Source organism: Brevibacillus antibioticus (assembly GCF_005217615.1).
Taxonomy (GTDB): domain Bacteria; phylum Bacillota; class Bacilli; order Brevibacillales; family Brevibacillaceae; genus Brevibacillus; species Brevibacillus antibioticus.
The window spans coordinates 3611380-3636819 of sequence record NZ_SZNK01000001.1 but is presented as its reverse complement, the minus strand read 5'-3'; the positions used below and the strand labels follow the sequence as shown (position 1 = coordinate 3636819).

General features: G+C 42.5%; 27 protein-coding genes and 3 pseudogenes. 20 read left to right on the top strand and 10 right to left on the bottom strand.

Annotated features, from left to right (window positions below):
* Window positions 1-195: 195 nt before the first annotated feature.
* Window positions 196-1617, top strand: coding sequence for a SpoVR family protein (locus E8L90_RS17040; protein WP_137030480.1), 1422 nt, complete (start codon window positions 196-198; stop codon window positions 1615-1617).
* Window positions 1618-1782: 165 nt separating this feature from the next.
* Here E8L90_RS17040 and E8L90_RS17035 read toward each other — a convergent pair whose 3' ends face one another.
* Together E8L90_RS17035 and E8L90_RS17030 are read right to left on the bottom strand one after the other, a co-directional pair.
* A complete protein-coding gene (locus tag E8L90_RS17035) occupies window positions 1783-2592 on the bottom strand; it encodes an aminoglycoside phosphotransferase family protein (protein ID WP_137030479.1) in 810 nt (269 codons plus the stop codon).
* Window positions 2593-3230: 638 nt separating this feature from the next.
* Window positions 3231-3566 carry a hypothetical protein gene (locus E8L90_RS17030; RefSeq protein ID WP_244297272.1) on the bottom strand — a complete coding sequence of 112 codons (336 nt, stop codon included), beginning with the start codon at window positions 3564-3566 and terminating at the stop codon, window positions 3231-3233.
* A gap of 886 nt (window positions 3567-4452) precedes the next feature.
* On the opposite strand from E8L90_RS17030, the gene E8L90_RS31410 reads away from it, so the two are divergent.
* The 3 genes from E8L90_RS31410 to E8L90_RS17015 all read left to right on the top strand — a co-directional run bounded on the left by E8L90_RS31410 (window position 4453) and on the right by E8L90_RS17015 (window position 5428).
* Window positions 4453-4638: an RNA polymerase sigma factor gene (locus E8L90_RS31410; RefSeq protein ID WP_425267133.1), complete on the top strand. Its 186-nt coding sequence runs from the start codon at window positions 4453-4455 to the stop codon at window positions 4636-4638.
* Window positions 4581-4796 carry a hypothetical protein gene (locus E8L90_RS29950; RefSeq protein WP_162309015.1) on the top strand — a complete coding sequence of 72 codons (216 nt, stop codon included), beginning with the start codon at window positions 4581-4583 and terminating at the stop codon, window positions 4794-4796. The genes E8L90_RS31410 and E8L90_RS29950 overlap by 58 nt, the downstream gene beginning before the upstream one ends.
* Window positions 4797-4921: 125 nt before the next feature.
* Window positions 4922-5428 (top strand): cell wall hydrolase, encoded by a 507-nt coding sequence (locus E8L90_RS17015; RefSeq protein ID WP_063231077.1) that lies wholly within the window; start codon window positions 4922-4924, stop codon window positions 5426-5428.
* A 62-nt stretch (window positions 5429-5490) separates the two neighbouring features.
* On the opposite strand, the gene E8L90_RS17010 is transcribed toward E8L90_RS17015, so the two are convergent.
* On the bottom strand, window positions 5491-6231 hold the full coding sequence (locus E8L90_RS17010; protein WP_137030477.1) for a hypothetical protein: 741 nt from the start codon (window positions 6229-6231) through the stop codon (window positions 5491-5493).
* A 473-nt stretch (window positions 6232-6704) separates the two neighbouring features.
* Here E8L90_RS17010 and E8L90_RS17005 point away from each other — a divergent pair, with 473 nt between their 5' ends.
* Window positions 6705-7103, top strand: a complete 399-nt coding sequence (locus E8L90_RS17005) for a hypothetical protein (RefSeq protein ID WP_137030476.1) — start codon at window positions 6705-6707, stop codon at window positions 7101-7103.
* 353 nt (window positions 7104-7456) lie between these two features.
* Entirely contained in the window at window positions 7457-7672 is a 216-nt protein-coding gene (locus E8L90_RS17000) for a hypothetical protein (RefSeq protein WP_137030475.1), read from the top strand.
* A 189-nt stretch (window positions 7673-7861) separates the two neighbouring features.
* Here the strand turns inward: E8L90_RS17000 and E8L90_RS16995 are convergent, their stop codons facing one another.
* Both E8L90_RS16995 and E8L90_RS16990 read right to left on the bottom strand, forming a co-directional pair.
* Complete coding sequence (locus E8L90_RS16995) at window positions 7862-8575, bottom strand: hypothetical protein (protein WP_137030474.1); 714 nt, start codon at window positions 8573-8575, stop codon at window positions 7862-7864.
* Window positions 8576-8892: 317 nt separating this feature from the next.
* Window positions 8893-9369 carry a hypothetical protein gene (locus tag E8L90_RS16990; RefSeq protein ID WP_137030473.1) on the bottom strand — a complete coding sequence of 159 codons (477 nt, stop codon included), beginning with the start codon at window positions 9367-9369 and terminating at the stop codon, window positions 8893-8895.
* 201 nt (window positions 9370-9570) lie between these two features.
* On the opposite strand from E8L90_RS16990, the gene E8L90_RS31405 reads away from it, so the two are divergent.
* A complete protein-coding gene (locus E8L90_RS31405) occupies window positions 9571-10800 on the top strand; it encodes an acyltransferase (protein WP_425267132.1) in 1230 nt (409 codons plus the stop codon).
* Window positions 10801-11140: 340 nt separating this feature from the next.
* On the opposite strand, the gene E8L90_RS16980 is transcribed toward E8L90_RS31405, so the two are convergent.
* Both E8L90_RS16980 and E8L90_RS16975 read right to left on the bottom strand, forming a co-directional pair.
* Window positions 11141-11908 carry an SDR family NAD(P)-dependent oxidoreductase gene (locus E8L90_RS16980; protein WP_137030471.1) on the bottom strand — a complete coding sequence of 256 codons (768 nt, stop codon included), beginning with the start codon at window positions 11906-11908 and terminating at the stop codon, window positions 11141-11143.
* A 28-nt stretch (window positions 11909-11936) separates the two neighbouring features.
* The gene (locus tag E8L90_RS16975; RefSeq protein WP_137030470.1) at window positions 11937-12638 is read right to left on the bottom strand and encodes an SDR family oxidoreductase; all 702 of its coding nucleotides are present in this window, start codon (window positions 12636-12638) and stop codon (window positions 11937-11939) included.
* Between the two features lie 200 nt (window positions 12639-12838).
* Between E8L90_RS16975 and E8L90_RS16970 the strand changes: the two genes are divergently transcribed.
* The 4 genes from E8L90_RS16970 to E8L90_RS16955 all read left to right on the top strand — a co-directional run bounded on the left by E8L90_RS16970 (window position 12839) and on the right by E8L90_RS16955 (window position 18578).
* Entirely contained in the window at window positions 12839-13771 is a 933-nt protein-coding gene (locus E8L90_RS16970; protein ID WP_137030469.1) for a 3-hydroxyacyl-CoA dehydrogenase family protein, read from the top strand.
* Between the two features lie 131 nt (window positions 13772-13902).
* The gene (locus E8L90_RS16965) at window positions 13903-15885 is read left to right on the top strand and encodes a methyl-accepting chemotaxis protein (protein ID WP_137030468.1); all 1983 of its coding nucleotides are present in this window, start codon (window positions 13903-13905) and stop codon (window positions 15883-15885) included.
* A gap of 214 nt (window positions 15886-16099) precedes the next feature.
* Entirely contained in the window at window positions 16100-18079 is a 1980-nt protein-coding gene (locus E8L90_RS16960) for a methyl-accepting chemotaxis protein (protein WP_137030467.1), read from the top strand.
* A 157-nt stretch (window positions 18080-18236) separates the two neighbouring features.
* The gene (locus tag E8L90_RS16955) at window positions 18237-18578 is read left to right on the top strand and encodes a GRAM domain-containing protein (protein WP_137030466.1); all 342 of its coding nucleotides are present in this window, start codon (window positions 18237-18239) and stop codon (window positions 18576-18578) included.
* Window positions 18579-18638: 60 nt separating this feature from the next.
* Here E8L90_RS16955 and E8L90_RS16950 read toward each other — a convergent pair whose 3' ends face one another.
* The gene (locus tag E8L90_RS16950) at window positions 18639-18908 is read right to left on the bottom strand and encodes a hypothetical protein (protein WP_064201727.1); all 270 of its coding nucleotides are present in this window, start codon (window positions 18906-18908) and stop codon (window positions 18639-18641) included.
* A gap of 159 nt (window positions 18909-19067) precedes the next feature.
* Here E8L90_RS16950 and E8L90_RS16945 point away from each other — a divergent pair.
* The 8 genes and pseudogenes from E8L90_RS16945 to E8L90_RS16910 all read left to right on the top strand — a co-directional run.
* Window positions 19068-19271 (top strand): annotated as a pseudogene (locus tag E8L90_RS16945) (hypothetical protein); the annotation flags it as partial.
* 145 nt (window positions 19272-19416) lie between these two features.
* A complete protein-coding gene (locus E8L90_RS16940) occupies window positions 19417-20715 on the top strand; it encodes a helix-turn-helix domain-containing protein (RefSeq protein ID WP_137030465.1) in 1299 nt (432 codons plus the stop codon).
* A 343-nt stretch (window positions 20716-21058) separates the two neighbouring features.
* Window positions 21059-21355: an aspartyl-phosphate phosphatase Spo0E family protein gene (locus tag E8L90_RS16935; RefSeq protein ID WP_137030464.1), complete on the top strand. Its 297-nt coding sequence runs from the start codon at window positions 21059-21061 to the stop codon at window positions 21353-21355.
* Between the two features lie 134 nt (window positions 21356-21489).
* Window positions 21490-21828 (top strand): hypothetical protein, encoded by a 339-nt coding sequence (locus E8L90_RS16930; RefSeq protein WP_137030463.1) that lies wholly within the window; start codon window positions 21490-21492, stop codon window positions 21826-21828.
* 205 nt (window positions 21829-22033) lie between these two features.
* Window positions 22034-22492, top strand: a complete 459-nt coding sequence (locus tag E8L90_RS16925) for a hypothetical protein (protein WP_137030462.1) — start codon at window positions 22034-22036, stop codon at window positions 22490-22492.
* Window positions 22493-22504: 12 nt separating this feature from the next.
* Window positions 22505-22801 carry a hypothetical protein gene (locus tag E8L90_RS16920; RefSeq protein WP_244297268.1) on the top strand — a complete coding sequence of 99 codons (297 nt, stop codon included), beginning with the start codon at window positions 22505-22507 and terminating at the stop codon, window positions 22799-22801.
* A gap of 223 nt (window positions 22802-23024) precedes the next feature.
* The gene (locus E8L90_RS16915) at window positions 23025-23477 is read left to right on the top strand and encodes an Lrp/AsnC family transcriptional regulator (protein ID WP_137030460.1); all 453 of its coding nucleotides are present in this window, start codon (window positions 23025-23027) and stop codon (window positions 23475-23477) included.
* Window positions 23478-23496: 19 nt separating this feature from the next.
* Window positions 23497-24462 (top strand): EamA family transporter, encoded by a 966-nt coding sequence (locus tag E8L90_RS16910; protein WP_137030459.1) that lies wholly within the window; start codon window positions 23497-23499, stop codon window positions 24460-24462.
* A 43-nt stretch (window positions 24463-24505) separates the two neighbouring features.
* On the opposite strand, the pseudogene E8L90_RS30850 reads toward E8L90_RS16910, so the two are convergent.
* A pseudogene (locus tag E8L90_RS30850) lies at window positions 24506-24616 on the bottom strand (response regulator); the annotation flags it as partial.
* A gap of 2 nt (window positions 24617-24618) precedes the next feature.
* A pseudogene (locus E8L90_RS16905) lies at window positions 24619-24834 on the bottom strand (ATP-binding protein); the annotation flags it as partial.
* 272 nt (window positions 24835-25106) lie between these two features.
* Here E8L90_RS16905 and E8L90_RS16900 point away from each other — a divergent pair.
* On the top strand, window positions 25107-25319 hold the full coding sequence (locus tag E8L90_RS16900; protein WP_137030458.1) for a hypothetical protein: 213 nt from the start codon (window positions 25107-25109) through the stop codon (window positions 25317-25319).
* The last annotated feature ends 121 nt before the right edge of the window (window positions 25320-25440 follow it).

Below are 25440 nucleotides of genomic sequence, written 5' to 3'. Positions count from 1 at the left end.
TCAGTCAGGAATTTTATGGTACTCCCCTTATTAATAATAATAAAAACAGCACGATTTAGGCTCGTTTAAAATGTCTTTCGCAAAAAGATAAGTTTTCCAATGGAGATGCTTTTTTTATCAGAAGGCTGGCGTCTTTTAGCGCGGTCCCCCATATACATAAAGTAGACCGACGGCAAAAGGGGGAGGCGAAACGATTTGACCAACGACGAGCGAAAAGAACTGGAGCGATCCATTGACGAAATTACCGAGATCGCCAAAGGGTTCAATCTCGATTTTTACCCGATGCGATACGAGATATGCCCGTCTGACATCATTTATACATTTGGCGCGTATGGAATGCCGACCAGATTTTCTCATTGGAGCTTTGGGAAGTCCTTCTACCGTATGAAACTGCAATATGACCTGAATCTGAGCAAAATCTACGAGCTCGTCATCAATTCCAACCCTTGTTACGCGTTTCTTTTGGACGGCAATTCCTTGATCCAAAACAAGCTCATTGTGGCTCACGTTCTTGCTCACTGCGACTTTTTCAAAAACAATATGCGCTTCTCCAACACCAATCGGGATATGGTCGAAAGCATGGCGGCCAGCGGAGAGCGGATTCGCCAGTATGAAATCGAGTACGGCAAGGAGGCTGTCGAGAATTTGCTCGATGCGAGTTTGGCGATTCAGGAGCATATCGATCCGAGCTTGTTGCGTCCGAAGCTGCGTTGGAAACGAGAGCCAGAGGAAGCTAACAAAAAGACAAGGAACGAACGGCAATCGCCGTATGACGATCTCTGGGGATTGGACCGCAAAGCAAAAGAAGATGCCGAGCCGGTAAAAGCACCACGCAAATTCCCGCCAGAACCGGAGAAAGACCTGCTGCTGTTTATAATGGAATACAGCAATATCCTAGACGATTGGCAACGTGATGTGCTGACCATCATCCGGGATGAGATGCTTTATTTCTGGCCGCAGATGGAAACGAAGATCATGAACGAAGGCTGGGCCACCTACTGGCATATGCGCATCCTGCGGGAAATGGAGCTGACAGAATCGGAGACGATTGAGTTTGCCAAGCTGCATTCCTCCGTTATTCAGCCTTCGACGACAAGCATCAATCCGTATCATTTGGGCCTGAAAATTTTGGAGGACATTGAAAAGCGCTGGGATAATCCGACGAAGGAAGAACAGGAGCGCTTCGGACGCAAGCCAGGAGAGGGACGCGCGAAAATTTTCGAGGTGCGTGAGCTGGAGTCCGACATCAGCTTCATTCGCAACTTCCTGACCAAGGACCTCGTCAGTGATTTGGATTTGTATATGTTCGGCAAGCAGGGCAACGATTGGGTTGTCGCGGAAAAACAGTGGGAGCAGGTACGTGATGGTCTTGCGGGCACACGGGTGAACGGGGGATTCCCTTATGTGCTCGTGCATGATGGAGATTACTTACGCTCCGGTGAACTGTACTTGAAGCATCATTTTGAGGGGCTGGAGCTGGATGTCAAATACGTAGAAAAAACATTGCCGTACATCTATACCATGTGGGGAAAATCCGTTCATCTGGAATCGATGGTGGAGGACCGACAAGTGTTGTTTACGTATGACGGCAAGAAAGTGCACCGCCGCTTTTTATAGGGAGAAAAGGCCGCATGTCCGGTGGAAGCTGACCGAGCATGCGGCCTTTTCTGCGTGTAACGAGTTAGGAGGTTCTCCGCGCTGTCTGTAACGGCAAGTTTTAGGGCCATCCTTTTGCGGGATGGCCCTTTCATTTATGCTCGCTCAAAAAAACGTTGTTTTTCGTTACTTCAATCGTTCTTCGATTAAGTTTAACAGTAGTGCTTTCTCTTCGTCAGGAATCCATTCTGATAGTCTAGCCGCTGCAATCGGTAACATCCACTCATCAATGTCACTGAACTGCAGACCAGAATATGAAAGATATTGTTCCAAGTATACTCCGTTTATTTTATCCCTCATCAGTTCAAGTGCATCTTTAACGCTACTTGGAGCCTCATCAGGCAGCGTACCAAAACGGAATAATAGTAAAGTGCGAGCGACATCACCAGCAGGATTACCGATCATCCCTGTCATCCAATCTATTACCCAGTTACGCTCACCGATCATAACATTTTCTGGATGAAAATCACCATGGCATAGACGGTTTCCATCCGGTAGATTTTTCAAATATTCAATGATCTTATGCTTCACTTCGTTAGATAGTTGGGAAGCGTTCTGAACGTTACGAGCCAAGACCTCTTTCTGATTAAGGACGGATGATCCTCCAATTCGTTCCACATCAAGTTCATATTTATGTATGCGATAATGTAGTTCAGCAAACTCTTTAGTCAAGGAATTGAGTTCGTTAGGAAACTGAACACCCATACGAAGCAGTGTTGAGCCCTCAATCCTTTCAAACACAATACCCTTCTTATGATCAAAGTCAATCAAATCGTACGCTCTTGGAGCAGGAATTTCAAGGAAGGCCACAATCCGATTTACTTCATATTCATATTTCACCGCTTCCATTGGAAATCCGTCCCTATAAAGCTTTAATATCTTCTCCTGATCTTGAGCAAATACTTCGGCTGTTCGACCCTCGCTAATTTTTTTCAATGTATCATCTCCTACTTTGAAATCTCCCTGTGATTATGCTTCATATTAGGAATGCTGCTTGCTAACTTAAAAAAGCGAATCTATTACTATTTCTTATATATATCAAGTTCGTGATCCAGACCAAGACCCCTTTTCGAGGGGTCATTATTATTTTCAGGAGGGACATAAGAATGAGGGTTATCAAGATACGGCAGGACTTTGTCGTCCTGCGCTGCGCTGGAGCACTTCCGGTGCTTTCCTTAATCAGGTTGAGGACTACTTCAACCAACTAAGGGTTGAACATGAGGACGAAGCGGAGAAATTAAGTGTTAAACTCAGAAAAAAAGTATTAGACTGACTGGCGCTTCATTAAGCTAATTGGCAAATTAGTTTAAGATCAAGCGCGGAGAACCGTATCATAAGTAACGGCAAGTTTTTTCGGAAAATCTCGCAGAAGGCTTGGAAAGGCGCTTTGGTGTGCATGGTTTGGGATGGGCACGCTAGACTGCAAAGTCGGCGCAAACGGGCTTCTGCGAGATTTTTGGGGTCACTGAAGACCTTCGCCGACGTCGAGGAGTTTTTTAATCAGGCCAAACTTTCTCAGACGTTTTTGTCATCTTTTCGCCTACTCGGTTGTAGGCATAATGGGACGATGTGACTCAGGCTTTAAATAATGCTGCTACATTAGCTTCGTAATCTACTGACGCATACTCTGCATCATTATCGCCAGCTTCATGCTTGAGTTTTCCGTTCACGTAGAAATATGAGTAGATGCGTACTTTTTCTAGGTCTTTTCCTTCTCCTTGAGTAACAGACCATAAATAAGCAGATTTTGAGGTTACATTGTGAATATTGGATGCATACGTGGATATTTTGAAGTCGTCACCAGTACCTAATGGAGCGTCATTGCTCTCCGCAGCTATTGCTATCGACGTAGATAAAGCGAGGACACCTAATACAGTTGAAAGAGTAGCAGTTCTAAGAATCCGTTTCATACTAACCTCCAGATTATATCTCCGGATTATTATAATTTTACCAAAATAAGTTAAATCAAAGAATAGGTAGAATATACCTATTTTTATATGTTGATCTATATGAGTACCCCGGCTACGCATGGAAAAACTGCCCTGCCTTCCCGATGGGCAAATTTGAATCAGAATATTCACGGTATTTACAGAATCCTGTGGACAAAGCGGACAAGCCCAAACAAGTGCCCGTTGCCATTAAGTTGAATGGAGAGTTGCTCTCGGCTACTGGCTTCTTACAAGATGGCGTTTCTATGCTACCAGTCCGAACGGTAGCCAATACAGCAGGAACAGTGGAGTGGATTGATCAGACGAAGGACGTTCGTGTAAATGGTAAAGACCTAAATGAAAAGGTTGTGTCGGGTTCGGCTTCACTCCTGCTCGTGAGCTGGCTCCTATACTCGACCTACAAGTTGAGTAGGACGGTATCAGCGAGGAAGCACAGATGCATATTTTAAAAGCGATTGAATCGGTACTTCAATAAGAAAGTAGATTTGACCCAAAAAAGCAAATACATTTACTTACAAAAGTTTACACAAAGGGCGTTTTCAGCGAGTTAACGGAGTTATTTAGTATAATGGATAGAGCAGATCGGAACGTGCCAATTCACAGGCACGTTCATTTTTTTGCCTAAAAAACGAACGTACGCTCTTGTTTGGTGGCGATTTTGAGGTTGTGATTTTCAACTAATCGGAAAGTAGGTGAGCGTTTGACGAAAGAGGAATGCAGGACAATTCTGAGACGCATTGCTTGGAACCTGAACTACCGAGAGAGAAAGAGGCTGCGTAATGAATGCCCGATTCTGGACGACTTTGGCAGGCAGCAAAGAACGTTCGATAACGACAATAGCCTTTATGTGGAGGAACTGTTACAGCAACTACCCAATGAAAAGGAAAGGCACGTCATCCGCAAGATCGTATTGGAAGGCTTTACGGCAAGAGAGGTCGGAGAAGTGCTACACATTGGAGAAAGAGGCGTGAATCAATGCAAAAATCGGAGCCTAAAGAAACTACACAATTATCTAATCACGAATTCAGTCTAATGGACGAGCAAGCAAAAAATGGTGATAACGAGTCGTTACAAAGTGTTTTGGAAGAAATGCGACCTGAAATTACCTCTCTATCTGGTTTTCTTAAGCTTCCGAAAGAAGAGGGGATTCAAGAAATTATGGCGCAATTTATTGAGGAGATCAGAGGTTGAAAATCTTTTTTTAAATTTTTTAGAAAAGCTGTTCCGTTTTGTTCCTGTTTTTTTCCTAGATAGGTGAAAGCGACGATGACCGGTCAAAGAAAGTTGCTTATCACACAATAAGGGAGAAATGAAACATGGCATATCCATACGGTGAACCATTGGAAAATTACGATGAGTTAGAAGGTCGTGATAGTGTAGATTTACTAGCACGCATTATTTACGCTGAAGCGAGTACAGAATCAAAGGAAGGAAAACGAGGAGTTGCTTTCGTAATTCAGAATCGTAAAGAATTAGTGAGAAATAAGGCTCCGCATCATAAAGAATTTGGGAAAAAAGCCACTTTTGAGTCTGTGATTCTCCATCCTGGTCAGTTTAATGGTGCGGAATCCGATCAGATGCTGAAGCCAGTTCTTAAAAGTAAAGCTTGGAAAGACTCATTGGATATTGCGCAAAATCTGAGTGATCAAGATAATCCAATCGGAACCTGCCTATGGTTTAATGGTGTTAAAGTATTCCAAAAAAATACAACGTCCAACGAAAAGTATTACACAGGTTGGGGTGGCAAGGCCAAGATCGTAGAACGAGAAGATATTGGTGACCATGTATTTTTCCGAGTAGAAGGTTACTCCGTCACGAAGTAATTGGACAAGGCTGTACACGTGTGCAAGATGGCTACATGTGTACAGCCTGTTTCTTTGTGAAATTACAATTTCTCTTCAAAAATCTTCCCGTTAAATTGGAACATCTTTGCTTCAGTTTGCGAGTCAGGTTTTTTGATTTGCTTTTGCTCTATATCTTGTTTATAGGAGTTTGCGAAGTAGTGAAGGGTATCATTTTCTATGTGGTAAGTGCCTAATGTCACGGTTAGGATGCCTTGAAAGGAGGTGACTTTTTTCATTTCTCCTTCCCAAGCGATTACTACTTTTCCATTTTCGATGTACCATAGGTGCGCGGTTTCGACATGTATACCTGTTCCGCCAGAATGATCAATCGTTTTATAGATTCGTTTGCCATTGCTGGTACTATAGGGGATGAAATCATCCAGTTCATCAGGTTGTACTAGACCATCTTTTGGCACATGCCACTCTTCCTCAAATATCAGTTGATATTGTCCGTTTTGTTGATCAAAAACAAAGAAAGACCCTGTGTGAGCCCCTCCTGGCGCTGTGACTACAAGTTCCATTTCTTTGTCGTCATCTAGATTGAGTGTTTTGTAGTATAGAAAGTCCAAATAAAGCTCATTTTGAGAAGTGGCTTTGTTTTTACTTTGTTCCTTGATCCACTGCTTAACTTTGTCGGTAGTAATATTCGGACTTACGTTGTTTTTGACAGGAGGAGTGGCTATGGCTTGAGGTTGATTCGAAGCATTTATTGCTTGAGATGGAACTGAAAGTATGCTCGCAAGAGATAGGATTAGTCCAAGTGTGATCCCTTTTTTTATCACGGATTTGTCACCTCATAGAATTCTATTTCACTCAACTGTTAGACGTACAAAAACGGAAAAAGTTTCCTGTTCTTTAATTTTTGAGAAATTAGAGGGATACCACGAATCATAAAAATAGTACAGAATCCCTCCTTTGGAGCAATCTAGGGAGGGAATTTTCGTTTGTAACACTTTTGATATCAAAATGATACGAGAAAAGGACGGTACATCCTAAGCGCTTGGAGATGTTGTGTTTCGTGGAAAATGTAATCATTTTGTGAAACACTACAAGCTATTTCTAGCAATTGTAATAGGAGCTTTCATTTGGATAAGGTACCCAAATGAGAACTTTATATGAACTACACAATTCGACAGCATTCCCTGCAATGACTGTGTTAATCTACCAAGATAAGTTTTATTTTACCAATAAGGCCAAATTATGATTTGTAATTAACTAAGAGACAGCAACGATTTAGTCCTAAAGGAGGGGAAGTATGCTAGTTTTTCTTAATTGGTTACTATTCATTGTGCTATTAATTGGAAGTAGCATTCAACTATTTCTTGATTTGCTTATGGGCGCAGATATTCCAGTAGTACTATATAAAGGGGAGTTTATTCGGTTTATAAAGTATTCTGGCGTATTGTTTGCACTATTTATGGTTTTCTTATCGTTACAACGAAGAATCTCCATACTGATCATCAATACGTTTCTTCAAATCTTTATATTTGGTTGGTGGTTAATTAGCCTCGAATCATCAGTAGAATTGGAAACAAGAGTAGACGAGTTAATTTATAGCAGCCTAACGGGATTGGGTAGTACGCTAATAATAATTACTTATTCTCTTATTCTTTTAGTTAAATTACTGAAAGAAACCGGGAAAATCAAACTATAATGCTTTTAACCTTTATCGACTCGGCTTATCATTTGTTTTGGACATTCCTCATGTATTAAGCAGAAACAGGAATAATTCGGGACGTGCCAGTGTGGATCTGGCACGTTTATTTTTTGTTTGAGTAGCGAACGTACGATCTTGTTTTTGGGTTTTGTGGTTGTGAAACTCAACTAATTTAGAAAGTAGGTGAGCGTTTGACGAAAGAGGAATGCAGTACAATTTTGCGACGCATTGCCTAGAACTTGAACTATCGAGAAAGAAAGCGGCTGCGTTATCCGCAAGATCGTCCTAGAAGGCTTCATAGCAAAAGAGGCCGGAGAAAGCTTACAAATGGGGGAAAGAGGCGTAAATCAATGCAAAAATCGGAGTCTAAAGACACGACACAATTATGTAATCACACATTCAGTTTAATGGTCGACCGAGCAAAAAGTGGGGATAACGAAGCGTTAATAAGGGTTTTGGAAGAAATGCAACCTGAAATTGACTCCCTAGCTGGTTTTCTTAAGCTCCCGAAAGAAGAGGGAATTCAGGAGATTACGACACGGTTTATTGAGAAAATCAGGGGATGAAAAATTATTTCCGATTTTTTAAGTAAAGCTGTTCCGTTTTGCCCCTGTTTTTTTCCTAGATAGGTGAAAGTGATAATGGCCGGTCCAACACTGTCGCTTATCGCATTAAAAAGGACAAATGTAAAATGGCATACAATTATGGAGAACCATTGGAAAACATCGGAAAAGACGACTGGGATTTTAGAGAGTTTAAGGAAGAAATAGCGTTGACCTTTTAAAAGTTTGTCCGTTGAATTTGAATATAGCTGCTGTCTGTTTAATTTCGGGTTGAGCTTTTTTATCCTCCGTATTTATTTTGTAGGAATTAGAAAAGTAAAACAAATTATCTTCGTCTATATCGTAAGTTCCAATTTCTACGACATTGTTATTTTGGAAAGTAGATGTAAGTCTGATTTCTCCATTCCAAGCTACAGTAAATTTTCCGTTTTCTAGATACCACAAATATGCTGTACGAGAAGAGAGGCCTGACCCGCCATCAGCGACTATTGTTTGGTACAGCACTTTACCATCTATTTCAGCAACAGGTTCTTTCACTCCGATATCAGGAACAGACTCATCAAATCCACTATCAGCTACTCGCCACGGCTGTTCAGTGACCAACTTATATTGTTCTGCTGATTGTTTGTCAAAAATAAAAAAGTGACCCAGATGAGCGCCGCCTTCAATCGTAGCAATTACTTCTAATTCTGAATCATTGTCCACATTACTTAATTGGAAAGTGAGATTACGGAGATAGTATTCCTTCTCCTTGCCTTGTTCCCTGATCCACTGCTTAACTTTATCAGCAGTAATATCCTGACTTACTTGTTGAGGTTGATTCGAAACATTCGTTGCTTGTGATGAAATTGGAAGGAGTCCAGTAAGAGAGAGAATTAATCCAAGTGCAATGCCTTTTTTTATCACAGCGTGGTCACCTCGTTAGGATTCTATTTAACCTTTATGACGCAAAAAAACGGAAAAAGTTCCAAGTTAATGGGGATATAATCCATTACACAACGAATTGACTTTCTTTTTAAAAAAATCACAATTAAAGAAAGGGGGGAACGGAACACTGGAGGAAGCGTGGGGAGTTGTACGTGAAATCGACTCTATACGGAAACGATTCAGGTTGGTGAGTGACTGGGCAGCCGATTGGATCAACGTTAGAGGACCTCGTGAGTGAACGAAGTAATTTTATAAACAAAGCCGTCCCCCTATTTCAAGAGGGTACGGCTTTGTTATTACTCAAACTTGTCGTTGTCAAAACACATTACAGAAAAGGTACCATCCAAATTTTCATCTGATGAAAATGCAATTAAATGATTATCAGCACCCCATCCCTCATTAGGGTCAACATAAAATGATTTAGATTCCCCTTTTTTTACTGATCCTGACATCACTATGTCGTCAAAGTGCGTATTTTTAACTGTAAACGTGAGTTTAGCTTTTCCATTATTTTTTATCCACACTTTCCCATAAGCGAAACCATTAGGAACGCTGAAACCATAACTAACATTCTTTTCATCAGTAGGCAACGTCCCATTTTTAATTCCAGGTCTTTTTCCGTGAGGTTCGAAAGCTCCAGCTTTGCTGGATTCAACTTTACTAATCACATGGCTTGTTTCAGCAGAATCATTTGAAGCCATAACACCAGCCCAAATAGATAGACTGCTAAGTAAGAGAGCTGTTGCAATTGTACCTTTAATAGCTTTCTTCACAAAAAGACCTCCGTCGCAATTAATTAGACTAGTGTCATACACGACTGTAATTATAATATAAGGAAACAAATGGAATATACGCTTTTTCTGAAAAAAACAAAACGAATAAGTAAACCAGATTGATGTAATTTCTTGAGTGATTTGGAGACGGGTTTGAAAGGTGGAACAGTGAAAGCACAAATTGAATGTCTTCGAAAAACTATGACCCGTATCTGTAAAAAGCAGAGACTGGTCTTTTGTTTATTTTTGGCAGGGCAAAATAGCCACACTTTCCGATATTTACAAAAGAATGGTATTATCATTAATGGAAAACTGTTGCAGATATACCACAACATAGAGAGAAAGAGAAGGTGCATTCACACGAGAATTAAAGAGATTGATTATCTAAGGGCTATCAGTGCTATTGCAGTAATCTCAATCCATGTAACAGCGGGTTATGTAGAAACTAGTGTTATGGCGTTTGCTTGGAATCAGGTAGCGCGTTTCGCTGTACCAATGTTTATTCTACTTTCAGGGTTAAGTCTTGCCTTAAGTGACCGGGGGAGTATAGGGAAAAGAGAGTTTTTTAAAAGGCGGTTTAATAAGATCTTACTACCGTATTTGATCTGGAGCATCCTTTACTTTACCTATGCCCAGCGATATAATTTTGGATCAGCCGAACCCTGGGTTCTTTTAACAACGCTAGGGGAGCATATGGTGAAAGGTACGGCTTACGTTCACCTATATTTCTTGGTGATCATGTGCCAACTCTATCTAATATATCCGTTCTTGAGGAGTCTTCTACGGACGAAGACGAGTTGGACGCTAACCGTTTCGTTTATATCGACCTTGGTCATGCACATGGCAATTTATTTACATGCCAACCAACTCATCGTACTCCCTAGCATCAAGGTACCTTATGTTATTCTTTTTCCTGTATGGGTGTTTTACTTCGTTTTGGGAATGTTCGTGGCAATGAGATTTAATGAAATCTCAGCATTTGTCGGAAAGCTGACGCTCTGGCAAACTTTTGTACCATGGCTGGCCTCTCTGATCGTATTGGTGGTCGATAGTAAATGGACGGACACTTTTGACTCCTCAGCTAAGCCGAGCACTTTGTTGTACACGGTTGTAAGCGGGGTGTTTATGTACAGGTTGTCAACAAGCATGACTGGTTGGCCGAGGAAGGTATTACACTCGGTCTGTTGGTTCTCTACCCATTCCTTTTTCATTTACCTGATCCATCCTTTGATCATCAGTCAATTGCTTCGCTTCAAAGGATTGAGAGTAGGAGATTCAGGAATGGTAATGTTATTTATACTTACGATTGCATGTTCCTGTGTCCTTGCCTATATAAGCAGTCGGTTTAAATTCGTCCATTTGTTCGGGGGAGTCTACATCAGACCAAAGCTGAGAAAAGAAATGGATAAAAAGGTAGATTATCCAAATTAAGAAGCCGTTGTAGATTATTGCGAATATCCCTTTCCTGGACATTACATTTTGCGTCGCATTATTTTACAATATTTTTAAGCAATTACCATTATTATGATGAAGAGAACATTGATTTGAGGTGATATTATCAGAAAAATTCTATTGGTTATTGTTCTTGGACTGTTAGCATTCAGTTTTTTCGATCTTGATGTTAGCCTGGGAATAAGTAAAAAGATTTCTGTAGGCCTCACAGTTGCGTTGGTTTTTTGGATGACTTATTTGGATTATAAGAATGGAGGAAAGACAGGCCGCATGCCCGGTGGAAACTGACCGAGCATGCGGCCTTTTCTACGTGTCCGAACTAGGACAACTGATCCGTAATTCCGATGTGACTGCTAATCCCGCCGTCCATGGTGATGCTCGCTCCATTGATGTACCCGCTATGTGGTCCGACGAGATGATAAATCATCTGGGCGATTTCCATCGGTTGAGCTACGCGTTTCACCGGGCTTTTGGCGATGACCCGATTCATGTAATCCGAAATATCCTCCGGACGTACGCCCATCGCGGTATCCACATACCCCGGACAGATGGCATTGCAAGTAATCCCGTGCTCTCCCCATTCCGCAGCAATTGTTTTCGTATAGCCGATCATGCCGTGTTTTGAAGCGACGTAGGTGGATGAATGTGCGGAGCCTAGCAAGCCCTGAATGGATGCGATGTTTACGATCCGCCCGTAGTTTCTTTCTTTCATTTTGGGCAACAGGTTTCTACAAAATAGGAATACACTCTTTAAGTTGGTACTCATGATCCAATCCCACTCTTCATCGGAGACTTCGTCCACCCGGTGGAATGGACCGCCAACTCCTGCATTGTTGACCAAGATGGTGATATCTCCGAAATGCGATTCTACTAGCTGGATGGCATCTTCAACTTCCGCTCGTTGACCGACATCACAGCGAATGGCCAAGGCCTGACCCCCTGCTTGATTCATTTCTTGGGCGACTAACCGTGCCTTTTCCTCTAGTACATCAAGAACAGCGACACGGACCTCATGCTGAGCCAAAAGCTTTGCTGCTGCGGCCCCGATTCCATTGCCTGCTCCTGTGATGATTGCTACTTGCTGCATTTGTGAACTCTCCTTATTCATCTGTCATTTAGAGAACGCCTTTAGGAGGAAGGATTTTGACTTCATCGATTCGAACGTGGAGGGGACGGGAGGCGATATCTAACACGGTATCTGCCACATCTTTTGGTACGAGCATCGCACTCGGATCAAAAAAATGCCGGCCTTCCGTCATATTTGTATGAACGGCACCGGGAAAAATGGTAGAGACTCTTACATTGTCGTTTTTCCATTCTTCATTGCAAATTTGGGAAAAGCCTTGGACGGCAAATTTCGAAGCACCATAAACGCCGTTTTCCGCAATGGGAATATAACCTGAGACACTAGATATATTGATGATACGGCCTCCGTGTGCTTTCATTACCTTGTATCCTTCGCGGCTGCAAAGAAAGAGTCCGGTTACATTGGTGCGGAAAACATTCTCCCATTCATCTACGCTTGTTTGTTCAACAGGCTTAAATACGCCGACGCCTGCATTGTTAACGAGGACATCGAGACGTCCGTATAACCTTTGTACTTGCGCAAATAAGGTAAGGACACTTTGCTCGTCAGTCACGTCTAGCTGTACATTCGTCACACTTCCCGGTTCAGCGTGTGCAATTTCGTTCGGATGAGGCGCGGTTCGAGAGGTTGCCCAAACGATCGCTCCTTCTTTTGCCAGAGCATTTGCCATCTCAAGGCCCAATCCTCGACTAGCTCCTGTGATGACCACGACTTTATTCAGTAGTTTCATGTGTACCTCCGTATATGAACGTTTAGTCCAATAACTGGGTTTACTAAACGATTTTTAATGGTATAAAACTTTGTCCCTACCAACAAGCGCCATAGGAATGAATTTCGGTAAAAGTAGTAGGAATTTATTTGGCAGGAACTAGGTATTTAATCGTGGAAAGCTTTATTAGTAAACCTAATTCATCCTGGGAGGTTCTCACTATGGAAAAGCATGCGGCTGTTATTGGATCAGGTGTTATGGGACATGGAATCGCGCAGCTATTCGCATTGGCTGGATTTCGTGTTTCTCTTTACGACTTGCAAGAAGAGTTTTTGTTGAAAGCGAGAGCTAGCATCGAGCACAGTCTTTCTCTACTGGTAGCAGAGGGAGTGATTGCAGACCAGTCTAGAGTAGCGGCGCTCGAACATATCGTCCTGACCACGGATTTGCAAGCGGCAGTATCTGCTGCAGAAATCATCACAGAAGCAATACCAGAAGTCATCGAGCTAAAATGGGAGCTGTTTGAAAAGCTGGAGCATTACGCGAGGCCAGATGCGATTATTGCTTCCAATACGTCTACCTTTTCGATTGCGCGACTGATCGAAAAAACAACCACACCTCAACGGTTTATCATTACACATTTTTTCAATCCTGCTCAATTGGTTCCACTAGTCGAGGTAGTCAGGCACGAGAGGACAGCGGAGGAAGTGGTTCACAAGACGATACAGCTGATGGAAGAGATCGGGAAGTCTCCGGTTTTGTTGAAAAAGGACGTGCCGGGCTTTATCGCAAATCGGCTGCAAACAGCCTTGATGAGAGAAGCTTTTCATTTGCTCGCAGAAGGTGTGGCAGATGCAGCCCAGATCGATTCGGTGATGAAGAACGGAATTGGCTTTCGTTGGGCTTTTGTCGGGCCTATTGAGACGGCAGATTTTGGCGGACTCGATACGTGGAAACGCGTGATGGATAACCTGGCGCCAGAGCTGGATGGCTCGGCAAAAGCACCCGCTATCATTGAAGAACGAGTAACGGAAGGCAATCTCGGTACTAAGACCGGAGCAGGTATTTACTCGTATAAGGATACGGCTGTCACAGAAACGCTGCGTGTACGTGACGAACAGTTTATCCGCTTGGGGAAAATGAAACGCGGTTGAAGTCACTTATAGATAAATACTTGATTCGTAAAACTTTCACTACATAATCATTCATTCCTAGCCGATATTAGTTTTGGGTTATGCCAAGGTAAAAATTTCCCCAATACAACCTAGAAAGTAGTTGAGAATGAGTGAGAGGTCGCTTAATAAATTGGAGTAGAAGCTTTAAAACGAGGTTAATTGCATCCTTCCTGTTGATTCTGCTTGTTCCTACTATTGTCGTTGGAACACTGGCTTCCAGTCAGGCGAAACAAGAAATGGAAAAGGAGATCTTGAACAGCGCCAAAGAAAATGTAGAGCTGGTCAATTCGATTGTAACGAGTACCTTTAAGCCCAAGTTGGACACCATTGAGTTTTTAGCCAAAACCGTTAACAAAAGCATGTATCCCACTAAAGACAGTGCAGCGCTCGTCATGCCACATCTGGATATTTATAGTGGAATGCTTGCGGATACGAATGGCATTGCTTTGGGGACGGTGGACGGACAGTATTATCAATCCCCGAAGGTAGCGGTAAAGGCAGGTTTTGATCCGCGAACGAGAGAATGGTACAAAAATGCGATGGAAAATAAGGGGAAGGCTGTCATTACGGAGCCGTATGTCTCAGCAGCATCAGGCAAAGTCCTCGTTACCATTTCCAAAACGACGGATGATGGATCAGGTGTGGTCGGCATTGTGATGGGAGTCGAGCAGATCAAAGGTCTGGCGGATATGGTCAGTATCGGAAGCGACGGGTATGTCATGATTTTGGACAGCCACAAGAAGTTCGTTGTTCATCCAAAAAAAGAATCTGGCACTGTAGCTGAAGAAAGTTATTTTGAAAAATTGTATGAAGGTGCATCGGGAAACTTCAATTACGACGAGCAAGGCAACGAACAAGAAGTGCACTACACAACGAATGAGCTGACTGGCTGGAAAATTGCTGGGAAGCTGGATCGTTCGGAGATACAAAACTCTGTACAGCCTATCTTCACCTTTACATATTCGACAATCGCCATTTGCTTGCTTGTAGGAGGGCTGATCGTAACGGTTGTACTGCGCTCGATTATCCGATCCCTTAAAGAGGTCAAGGTACATGCAGTGAAAGTGAGTGAGGGTATACTGACGGAGCCCCTCCAGGTTCGTTCCAATGACGAGATTGGTGAGCTGAGCCGCGCGTTCAATACGATGCAGGACAACCTGCGCACACTCATTTCAAATGTAGAGACAAGAGCAGAACAAGTGGCCGCTTCGTCTGAGCAATTAACCGCGAGTGCACAGCAGACGAGCATCGCCACTGAGCATGTTGCCACAGCCGTGCAAGAAGTTGCTGGTGGCGTAGAAAAGCAAACGTATGGAATTGACCAGAATGTCCACTCACTCCAAAATATTTCAGACGGCGTAGCGCAAATTGTGGAGAGTGTACATGGATTGACGGATATTGCTGAGCAAACAACCATTCACGCTGGTGAAGGAGGCGAATCGGTTCAGAAGGTGATGGGCCAGATGAACTCGATTCACGCATCTGTGGAACAGCTCAATCAGATGGTCTATTCCCTTTCTGAACGCTCCAGAGACATTGTCGCTTTCTCTGAAGTGATCAGTGGAATTTCACAGCAAACCAACCTGCTTGCATTAAATGCAGCGATCGAAGCCGCGCGGGCTGGCGAGCATGGTAGAGGATTTGCGGTCGTAGCAACGGAGGTAAGGCTATTGGCAGAGCAATCGCAGGAATCGGCCAAGCAAATCTCCGACCTCATCGTAGAAATTCAACGGGATACGCAAGAATCCGTTGAGACCATGGAGAAAGTCAGACGCGATGTTTCGGAAGGCTTGCGAATTTCCAAAGGTACCATTGATAAATTCGAGGAAATTTTGACAAGCACGAAACAAACGAATCCGCGTATCGAGGAGGTCTCATCGATTGCTCAACAAATCGTGGCAACTGTTTCGCAAGTGAAGGTGACAGCGAACGAGTTGGCGATGATTGCAAAAGGCAATGCAGAAACCGCAGAGGAAGTAGCCGCTTCGACAGAAGAGCAGCTCGCATCGATGCAAGAAGTATCCGCGTCTGCCCAATCTCTGTCATCGTTGGCAGAAGAGCTGAATGCGATGATCAACAAATTTCGCTACTAAATAGTCAACCAATACCGACCGTCCTGTCTATGATACATGAGCAGGGCGGTTTTTTTTTTTTTCTATGGCCTCAGGGGTGGTATAATTCCTGCTTTTTTTATCGATTACAGTTCTATACTTCATTAACCTTCCTTCGTTACCGATATAAAAAAATTAGGACTTCACCAACAAGAAAAGTTTATCCAAATACAACTTAGAAAGAAGATGAGATGAAGTGAAAATTAACCTTAGGAATTGGCTTCGAAGCTATCGAACCAAACTCATCATCACATTTCTCTTGATTCTGTTAGTCCCTTCCCTTGTCGTTGGAAGCCTGGCTTATCATCAAGCGAAACAAGAAATTGACAAACAAATCATGGATAGCGCCAACGAAAACGTCGATTTGGTCAACTCCATCGTCAGCAGTACGTTTGAGGGCAAAAAGAAGGATGCTGACTATTTGGCAAAAGATATCACACCTAGCGTGAAATCAGCTAATGTTCAAAAAGAATTCCTGCATCATTTAGATATGTATATGGGTATGCATGCGGATGTGGCCAGTATCAGTTTGGGAACGGCTGACGGCCAGTATTTCCGCGCTCCTAAGCAAGAAGTACAGGCAGGTTTTGATCCGCGGACGAGAGACTGGTACAAGAGAGCGATGGAGAGCAAGGGGACGGTCGTCGTTACGGAGCCATATATTTCGGCGGTATCAGGTGAGGTTTTAGTAGCGGTAGCAAGAACAACAGAAGATGGCGCTGGGGTTATCTGCATTACAGTTGGGATTGAAGAGATCAAACAACTGGCAAACTCAGTCAGCATCGGTTCGGATGGAGATGTCATTGTAGTGGACAGCAATAGGAAGTATGTCGTCCACCCGGAAAATCAGGCAGGAACAGTGGCACAAGATAGTTTTTACGACAACTTGTACCAAGGAGAAACAGGTCAATTCAATTACGAGGAGCAAAGCATCCCGAAACAGATATACTATGTGACGAATCCGACTACTGGCTGGAAAATTGCCGGTTCGATGTACTTGTCAGAGGTTGAGGATGCTACACAGCCGATTTTCGCGCAAACGTTTTGGACGATTACGATCTGCTTGCTGCTGGGAGGATTCATTGTAGCAGCTGTACTGCGTTCCCTTCTCCATTCCATCCAGGAAGTGAAGGTACATGCGGTCAGAGTGAGCCAAGGTAATTTGACTGACCCGATTCAAGTACGGTCAACTGATGAAATCGGCCAGCTCGGCCATGCGTTTAACACGATGCAGGATAACCTGCGGGCGCTCATTTCTGATGTCGAGACTAGAGCAGAGCAAGTAGCAGCATCTTCGGAGCAATTGACTGCGAGCGCACAGCAGACGAGCATTGCAACCGAGCATGTAACGACTGCTGTTCAGGAGGTAGCTGGTAGCGCGGAACAACAAACGAGCGGAATCGACCAAAATGTTCGCTCATTGCATGACATTTCGGAAGGGGTCACACGGATTGTAGAGAGTGTCAATGTGTTGTCGGATACTGCTCAGCAAACGACGGTTCAGGCGGAAGAAGGAGGCAACTTTGTCGCACAGGTCATGAGTCAAATGAAGTCGATTCACGGATCGGTAGAACAGTCTGATCGCATGACCAAATCCCTCTATGATCGTTCGAAAGAAATTGGCACGATCTCGGATGTCATTAGCGGGATTGCCCAGCAGACGAACTTGCTGGCATTGAATGCAGCGATTGAAGCGGCGCGGGCTGGTGAGCATGGCAAAGGCTTTGCAGTTGTAGCTACAGAGGTGCGACTGTTGGCTGAGCAATCACAATTGTCGGCTAAGCAAATTTCTGAATTGATCACTGAGATTCAACAAGAAACCAAGCAATCCGTTGACAACATGGAAAAAGTCAGACTGGATGTTGAAGCAGGATTGAACGTTTCGGAGGAGACGATTCACAAGTTTGAAGGCATCATGGAAAGCACCAGACTGACCAATCCACATATCGCAGAGGTTTCCTTGATCGCACAGCAAATCTTGGCTGCTGTTCAGGAAGTAACCGCGACAGCCAATGTGCTCGTCACCATCGCGAAAAGCAATGCCGAAACGGCCGAGGAAGTAGCAGCTTCTACTGAGGAGCAGCTCGCCTCGATGCAAGAGATTTCTTCCTCCGCTCACTCCTTGTCGTCATTGGCGGAAGAGCTGAAAGTAATGCTCAAAAAGTTTACCTATTAACCTGTATTCTTAAACAAACGAAGCGCCCTGTCTCCAGGCATACGAGCAGGGCGCTTTTCCGTGATTAAGTATTTTGGGGAATTCCTAATTATGGTAATATGAAGTGCCTACCAATTCGAGAAAAAAGGAATCGTATGTCAGAGGGGAAAAAGAAGCAATGGAACTCAGGCGAAACGAATCGATTGTGAAAGAGAATATAGCCGTCAGCCTATTCAGAGGGATCGAAGTAGTAAGTGGGAGGTTAACGATTACGAGTGATAGACTCTATTTTCAACCACACAGTCTCCATATTCAAAAACAACCTCTCGAATTAAACTTGAAAGACATTGCGGCAGTTGAAAAACGGAATACGCTGTTCATGATCCCAAACGGAATGAAAATAAAGATGAATAACGGACAAGACCATACATTTTTGGGATGGAAACGAGCGGAGATCATGGGCAGTATTCAGGATACAAAAAAGGAGCAAAAAATGACGGTGATTATTAAGACGAGGTAGTGATCCTTCAATGAAAAGCGCCCTGCCACAAGTAATACTGAGCAGGGCGCTTCCCACATTTTACAAATTCCTTGCAATGTGTGGTTTGCTATAATGACTGGTACCCCCACCGCCAACCAATACTCTTCCACCTTGTCTGAAGATGAGCAATTTCCTAGATCCATCTGAGAGCAGTACAGTGACTTTTGCCCGATTCGCTGTTGCAATATAAATAACGTAACCACTTCTGGAGATTACCGTACGCCAGTTGCGATCGAATTCAGAGCGCAGAACGCGATTGGAATACACTTGGTTTTCCACGCGTCTCGCGGTGATTCTTTTGTTTTTCATCGAGTCTAAACACCTCCTGTCAATCTATCCTATTCATGGGAGAGAAAAAGGAGTGGACAAGAGTTGTAGGCAATTTTACTATTTTCGTTGCAACAATGTAGGAAGCGTTCTATGATAACACCAAGGACGTTATTCAACGTAAAAAAGGAGTGAAAGACAATGGCAAAAAGCGTAGCACGCAAGCAACGGGAAAAGCTGGCTCGTGAAGGCAAAAGAAACCCAGAGCTCAACAGAAGCATTTTCGCTTTTGCTGACATGAGACAACGGACGACGAAGACCAGAGCAGAAAAACTGAATCAACAGAAGCACAAAAGGTCGTTATCCTACCAAAGTGATGATGGCCTTTTTTATTTTGAAAGGAAAATAAGGAAATTGGAACTTGATCCAATAAAAAGCAATTTACATAGAATATGGACATATCAAATATTCTCAAAAATAAAGTCTGGTGATAAAATTGATTTATCTGGAAAATATGAAAAAAGATGTAGAAGGTAGTGGGTGATTCTGAATGAAGGTTAAAGAAGAAGGGCGATCGTGTACAACTTTGGGAGAACTAATAAAGAATTACCGGGAACAAGCAGGAATAACACTTTCAGAGCTAGCAAGGAAGGCTGGAATTAGTAAGGCAGCGATTTCCAGGATTGAAAGAGAGCGGACTAAACGACCGCAATTTACAACGATTAAACCAATTGCCGACATATTGGGAATCTCGCTTATGGAGCTTATGGAGCAATATATTGAAGTAGAAAAGCGACCTGATGTACTGCAAGAACTACTTTTAGAAGCAGTTTCAATGTCGGATAATCGGTTAGTTTCGAAAGTTGCTGACAAGTTCCTCGAATCCCCCTGCGAAGAAACTGAAACTACGCTAGAACGCTTATTCGATCTGACAGGTTCCATAATAGATGAGACGGCTAGACTGTCGTTGTACAAGACCATTATTTCATACGCAAGATACCGTGGCGTTCAGCAATACTTGGCAAAAGGATTATTACAACAATACTTGATTGAGCGAATGGATTTAGGGACATTGGAAGAATCATTTAAGATCGGAGAAGAAATTCTGCACTACACACAATTTCTGTCGCGTGAAGAAAAGGTTATATATTATTATCGAATGGCACTCCACGCTCATAATATAAAGAAATACAAACAATGCATAGAACTCGGGAATATTGGTCATAGAGAAGATACTACACAGAACGAGTTAAAAGAGAGAGTTGCTTTAGCTATCTGTAATTCCTACTCACGATTGGGTGATCTTATAGGATTAGAAGAACATCTTGACCGGTATGAGAAATTAGGATATGCCTTTATTATTGAGCGATTAAAATATTTTCGGGCTATCATTCTTTCTAAATCTGAAAGGTATGATAAAGCAATTCCATTGCTGAAAGAATGTCTGGAAGAAGCAACGGACAACAACCGTTTAAACAGGGTCAATGACTTACTAGAGGCATTGCTTAAAATAAATGATGTAAATTCCATTCAACAAATTATAGAACAAGAGGAGGAAGATCTACATATTCAACCGACTACACCCTACAAGTATTCTGAATTAGGGAAATACTATAAATGCAAAGGGGCATTTCTTGTTAAGAGTGGATTATTTGACGATGGGATCGAAAAATATCTTAAAGCTATGTATTTTTTCAGTAAAATTAACGCAACAGCAGATATAATAAAATGTTCTGAAGCTATTTGTATACATTACTTCACCCAGGAGAAAGAAATGAAGCCGGAGGTTCTCAAAAAACTTGGGGAAGTATATAATATAGTAAATAAAGGGAATACAAAGGAGTGTTGACAAGTGAGGAAATATATAGGGATAATCACAGCTCTTTCATTGGTATTATTTAACTCTCTTTTCGCAGTTCCTGAAAATATAATTCAAAATAACTATGCGCTTTTTCTATCAAAAGGAAAAATAAAGCAATATCATGATGACCCAGGACATTAACTAAAAGTTAAATGGGAATTGTCGAACGCTAAAAAGGCGTTCTTTTTTTTTTGGGGAGACAAATGACTTGATGTCGTATTTTGTACGAAAATGGCGAATGTATTAACTTTACTTTATTTTCCAGAAACACGTAACAAGGGATAGACTTAACATGTAAAAGATAAATAGTAAATTTCTGGAGATGGGTAAAATGGTAAAAAAAGTAGCAACTGATTACGCTATCCATTCAATCAAACAGAAAATCGAAGTATTGCGCGTACAACTCCATGAACTCGTTAAGGAAAAAGGACTAAAAGATGAAGCTGTTGTCAAGCTAAGTCAAGAGTTGGATTTGCACATTGTAGATTGGCAACGAATGTCGTTGTCCGAACCAAGGCAGGAAAAAAGAAAGAGGGTGCGAGTGAAAAAAGGTGGTTGTGCAAAATGCATTCAACAAAAAAAACGCTACTTCATACGTTGCAGTCGCATATTAAGCAGAGGCAAATGATACTTCAGCAATATGTAGTGCAAGACAAAGAAATAGGGAAGTATCAAGAGGGGGTAAATAATAATAAAGGCAATTTAATACATCAGGCTCAATGTTGGGAAGCTTTATTTATGATAAAGAAAATGGAGGGATAAATGAATATGGTAGCTTTATTGAGCACTTTAACAATCTTTATTTTTGCAGCTATTATATACAGCCTGCCAATTTCAATTTATTTTAAAGTTGTTTTGTACATTGCTTTAGTAATTTTCATAGGACTTGACGGGCATAAAAAACTAATTAATTTGTATAATGACAAAGTTATGTTTAAGAAATTCCAAATACTTATTGTCATGCTCTTTATTCTGATGTTAGGATTAACGGTACTTTGTGATTATTTGAGTGCTTATTATCAACATCTAAGTAAGCGTCAAGAAGCCGTTGATATATCAATAGATACAATAGACAATTTTACACCCACTACACTTACATAAAAAACAGTACTGGCTAAACTAGTATGGTGTTAGTGAAGTTAAATAAACTAAAGATTAGCTGGTATTCATCATTCGGAAAAGTTCGTTTGTTTTTTGTGTATCTGTCTATGTAACATAGTAATATTTTAATTTGAAAAAGCTAAACCTTACTCAATTCATATAATATGGAGTAAGGTTATTTTACATATTCAAAGGTGGTGGTAGATTGAAAAATCGAAAATGGCTTTTTGTCATCCTGTTTCTCAGCGCACTTGGAATTGGCAGTGCGGGCATGGGTATCTCGCAAATCGAAGACTCGATCAAAGCCCAGCAAGTAACTTCTATTCTTACCACTATGGAAAATACAGCATTAGACTCGAAAGATGCGAGTTGGCTCGAAAAATCGGAAGACAGATCTTTTGAATACCTCGTTCATGATGGATATTATTACGTTCCGATTGAAGAGGAGCTAACTGAAACCAATCTGGATAGCAGACTTGGGGTAGTCAACAGAATAGGCGAATGGGAGGAGTTCAAAGAGGGCGATACTCCCTTCTACGTCCCGGGCAGTACATACTACACGATAAAAGGCATACCAGATAAGAACAAAATCGCAATTGAAATCGTCAGGAAAGAAAGCAAAAAATATCAGGTGCTGGACAAAGGTCATCCCGTACCAAAGTGAGGCATGGCATCTATGAATAACACTATTAACCCAGAATGCGCAAGAGCCATTCAACATCTCCTTCAACTGAAGGACCCAAAACGCGAAGACTTTTTGGCGCTGAAAACGTACGGAAATGACCGCTATTCGGCAATGGGGTGGGAGGAGCTACAGTCGTACATCAATGAAAAGACCGTCATCATTGTCGAGCAGTTTGAAAATGAACAAAACATTATGTCCGCCCTGCGTTGGGTAGCGAGAGGATTGCCGGTTTGGCTAGCGATTCGAAAAGTGCGAGCGGATTATTCTGTGTATGGATACAAGAAGTAGCCTGTCTTCGAAAGGCAGGTTTTTTTAGTCCCAAACAAGCGCTTTTTCGGTATGAGTACCTAAGTAACGATTCGTAATGCTAAGGGGCTTTCATGACGGTTTTTTAGCATTTTACTTTTGATATCTTGCTTCTGTATTTACTATTCGTTTGAATTCGGTCAATATAGAGTACGAATGGTCTATATGAAGGAAAATGTGCTACTATAACCACAGGAGGTATGCGATGGATGAGGTTGACCTGAGAATTGTTCAATTGCTCGAGGAAAACGGAAGGATATCTCATGAGGAAATCAGCAAGCTGCTGCACATCTCGCGACCGGCTGTCCACCAGCGGGTTGCCAAGCTCGAAAAGAATGGGGTTATCAAGGGATACCGTGGCATCATTGACTGGAGAAAATTGGAGCAAAGGCTGAAGGTATTGATCTTCGTCAAAGCAAGATGTCAGGATTTCAAAGAAATCACAGCAAAGATTATGAATGTTGAAGTACCGAACGTGACCATCATTGAATGCCAGCGGCTCGCGGGAGAGTGGTGTATGATGCTAAAAGTACGTGCGATGGCACCGGAAGATATCACCAATCTGATCGATGAAATGGTCCGGTATGACGAAATACTGGAAACCTCCACGACCTTCATCTTGTCAACGATCTACGAGGATGGAAGGAAAGACATTTGAAAGCCAGGGTGGAAATACAATGACAGGAAAAAAAGATTCAAAATTATTTGTCGTTACGATTGCGTTGCTAGCGGTCTACCTATTTTGGGGAGGCACTTATCTTGGAATGAAGATCGCCATTGAGTCGATGCCACCCTTTATTATGGCGGGGGCGCGATTTTTTCTGGCGGGATCGATCCTGTTTTTGATCGGGCGTTGGAAAGGGGCAGAGCTGCCCAGTGCAGCAGAATGGAGAGGGGCTGGAATAGTTGGGGCGTTGCTGCTTCTCGGTGGTAATGGTGTAGTTGCATGGGCACAGCTCAAGGTACCGTCAGCAATCGCGTCCTTGCTAATCGCTACGGTTCCAGTATGGATTCTCGTTTTCAATTGGTTCGGTGGCAGCAAGCAAAAGCCCACAGCTGGAGTCTTGGGAGGAATCCTGTTTGGGTTGGCGGGGATCGCTGTGCTGGTTGTCCATCCCGGGGGCACAGGCAATCAAGGAATCGATACGATCGGAATCGTGGCGCTCCTATTTGCTTCGATCTGCTGGTCAGTGGGATCGCTGTATTCGCGCTATGCAAAGCTCCCAGCATCACCTGTAATGGCGACGGCCTTGCAAATGATCATCGGAGGAATTTTGCTGGGGATCGCGTCGCTGTTTCTCGACGATTGGACGAGGCTGCATATAACAGAGATTACCCTGCGTTCCTGGATTGCTTTTGGCTATTTAGTTGGATTTGGTTCCATTGTCGCCTATACGGCGTACATTTGGCTTTTGAAAAATGCAGAGCCTGCTCTGGTCTCCACGTACGCTTATGTGAACCCGATTGTCGCTGTATTTCTAGGCTGGCTAATCGCTGATGAACAATTGACGAGCCAAACCTTGATTGCTGCTGTCATGATCATCGCAGCTGTTGCCATCATCACGATGTTTCGGGGAAAGAGTCCAGGTGCGACACAATCGGCAGCAAGAAAAGAAAAAGGGAAGCTTCAGGTTCATAAATGAAGCTTCCCCTTCTTTTTGCCATCAGGCATTATTTGGCTATTTTTTACGGAATCCAGCGGTATTTTCGTTCCGGACGTCCGACGGTTCCATAGAACGTCTCGACAGTTACTTCATTAATAGAGACGAAAAATTCGGGGTATCTGCGCACGGTCGAATGGCTCACGGACAAATCCTCTTGGAGGGGGAACGTGCGCGTTTATTCATCGAGACGACACGCCCTTGCATATCGACTGCTACCGTAGCATCGCGAATCGATTCTTGAATAGCTACTTTTTCCGTAAACAAAAATGAGATTTCTTCAGGCTCCAGACCAAAGATCAATCGCTTGACTCGTCTGGCAATGATAATAGCAGCAATAATTCCGATAATCAGTCTCGAAGGCATACCACCTTCGATGACAGAGCACGATGCTATAAATGCTTGAAAGCGTTTACTCCATTCATTATAACAATAAGGTTTTCACATTTGTGACACAAAGTAAATTTTCAACAATGCGATAAACAATAGGTTTATGAAAAAAGTTTTGACAAATTCTTTATAAAAAAATGAACAAAATATGAACAACAAGTGAATATTATGTTACAATAAGAGCATAAAACAAAAACGGTCACGCAAAAAATCTATGATGATAGGGGTTTTGTGTAATGAATAACGATCGAAAAGCAGCAGATGTATTAAGATGGATGGCTTGGACAGTACTATTCATCGGTGCTGTTATTATGGCTTTCACTGCAAGCGATTTCAGATCGCAGAACTTGCCGTTGATGGTGTCGATCGGATTTTTGATCGCTGGCATGAATATCTTCATTATGAGCACGGTGTTTCGCTTGATGACGCTAAAAAGAACGGATGCCTAAGTAAGTTAAAAAATAGTCCCATCGTACCTCTCATTTTCTTCATTATAATGAGAGGTTTTTTATTTATACGGAAATTTGCCGTCAGCCAAATAAGCTGGCGGTTTTTTTGTTTTTTTTATTA

What these genes read in the sequence shown, in the direction of transcription:
- E8L90_RS17030 (WP_244297272.1), bottom strand. Translation starts at nt 3,566, where the DNA reads ATGAAACGGATTCTTAGAACTGCTACTCTTTCAACTGTATTAGGTGTC.
- E8L90_RS29950 (WP_162309015.1), top strand. Translation starts at nt 4,581, where the DNA reads ATGCAAAAATCGGAGCCTAAAGAAACTACACAATTATCTAATCACGAA.
- E8L90_RS17015 (WP_063231077.1), top strand. Translation starts at nt 4,922, where the DNA reads ATGGCATATCCATACGGTGAACCATTGGAAAATTACGATGAGTTAGAA.
- E8L90_RS17005 (WP_137030476.1), top strand. Translation starts at nt 6,705, where the DNA reads ATGCTAGTTTTTCTTAATTGGTTACTATTCATTGTGCTATTAATTGGA.
- E8L90_RS17000 (WP_137030475.1), top strand. Translation starts at nt 7,457, where the DNA reads ATGCAAAAATCGGAGTCTAAAGACACGACACAATTATGTAATCACACA.
- E8L90_RS31405 (WP_425267132.1), top strand. Translation starts at nt 9,571, where the DNA reads ATGACCCGTATCTGTAAAAAGCAGAGACTGGTCTTTTGTTTATTTTTG.
- E8L90_RS16980 (WP_137030471.1), bottom strand. Translation starts at nt 11,908, where the DNA reads ATGCAGCAAGTAGCAATCATCACAGGAGCAGGCAATGGAATCGGGGCC.
- E8L90_RS16975 (WP_137030470.1), bottom strand. Translation starts at nt 12,638, where the DNA reads ATGAAACTACTGAATAAAGTCGTGGTCATCACAGGAGCTAGTCGAGGA.
- E8L90_RS16970 (WP_137030469.1), top strand. Translation starts at nt 12,839, where the DNA reads ATGGAAAAGCATGCGGCTGTTATTGGATCAGGTGTTATGGGACATGGA.
- E8L90_RS16955 (WP_137030466.1), top strand. Translation starts at nt 18,237, where the DNA reads ATGGAACTCAGGCGAAACGAATCGATTGTGAAAGAGAATATAGCCGTC.
- E8L90_RS16950 (WP_064201727.1), bottom strand. Translation starts at nt 18,908, where the DNA reads ATGAAAAACAAAAGAATCACCGCGAGACGCGTGGAAAACCAAGTGTAT.
- E8L90_RS16940 (WP_137030465.1), top strand. Translation starts at nt 19,417, where the DNA reads ATGAAGGTTAAAGAAGAAGGGCGATCGTGTACAACTTTGGGAGAACTA.
- E8L90_RS16935 (WP_137030464.1), top strand. Translation starts at nt 21,059, where the DNA reads ATGGTAAAAAAAGTAGCAACTGATTACGCTATCCATTCAATCAAACAG.
- E8L90_RS16930 (WP_137030463.1), top strand. Translation starts at nt 21,490, where the DNA reads ATGAATATGGTAGCTTTATTGAGCACTTTAACAATCTTTATTTTTGCA.
- E8L90_RS16920 (WP_244297268.1), top strand. Translation starts at nt 22,505, where the DNA reads ATGAATAACACTATTAACCCAGAATGCGCAAGAGCCATTCAACATCTC.
- E8L90_RS16915 (WP_137030460.1), top strand. Translation starts at nt 23,025, where the DNA reads ATGGATGAGGTTGACCTGAGAATTGTTCAATTGCTCGAGGAAAACGGA.
- E8L90_RS16910 (WP_137030459.1), top strand. Translation starts at nt 23,497, where the DNA reads ATGACAGGAAAAAAAGATTCAAAATTATTTGTCGTTACGATTGCGTTG.
- E8L90_RS16900 (WP_137030458.1), top strand. Translation starts at nt 25,107, where the DNA reads ATGAATAACGATCGAAAAGCAGCAGATGTATTAAGATGGATGGCTTGG.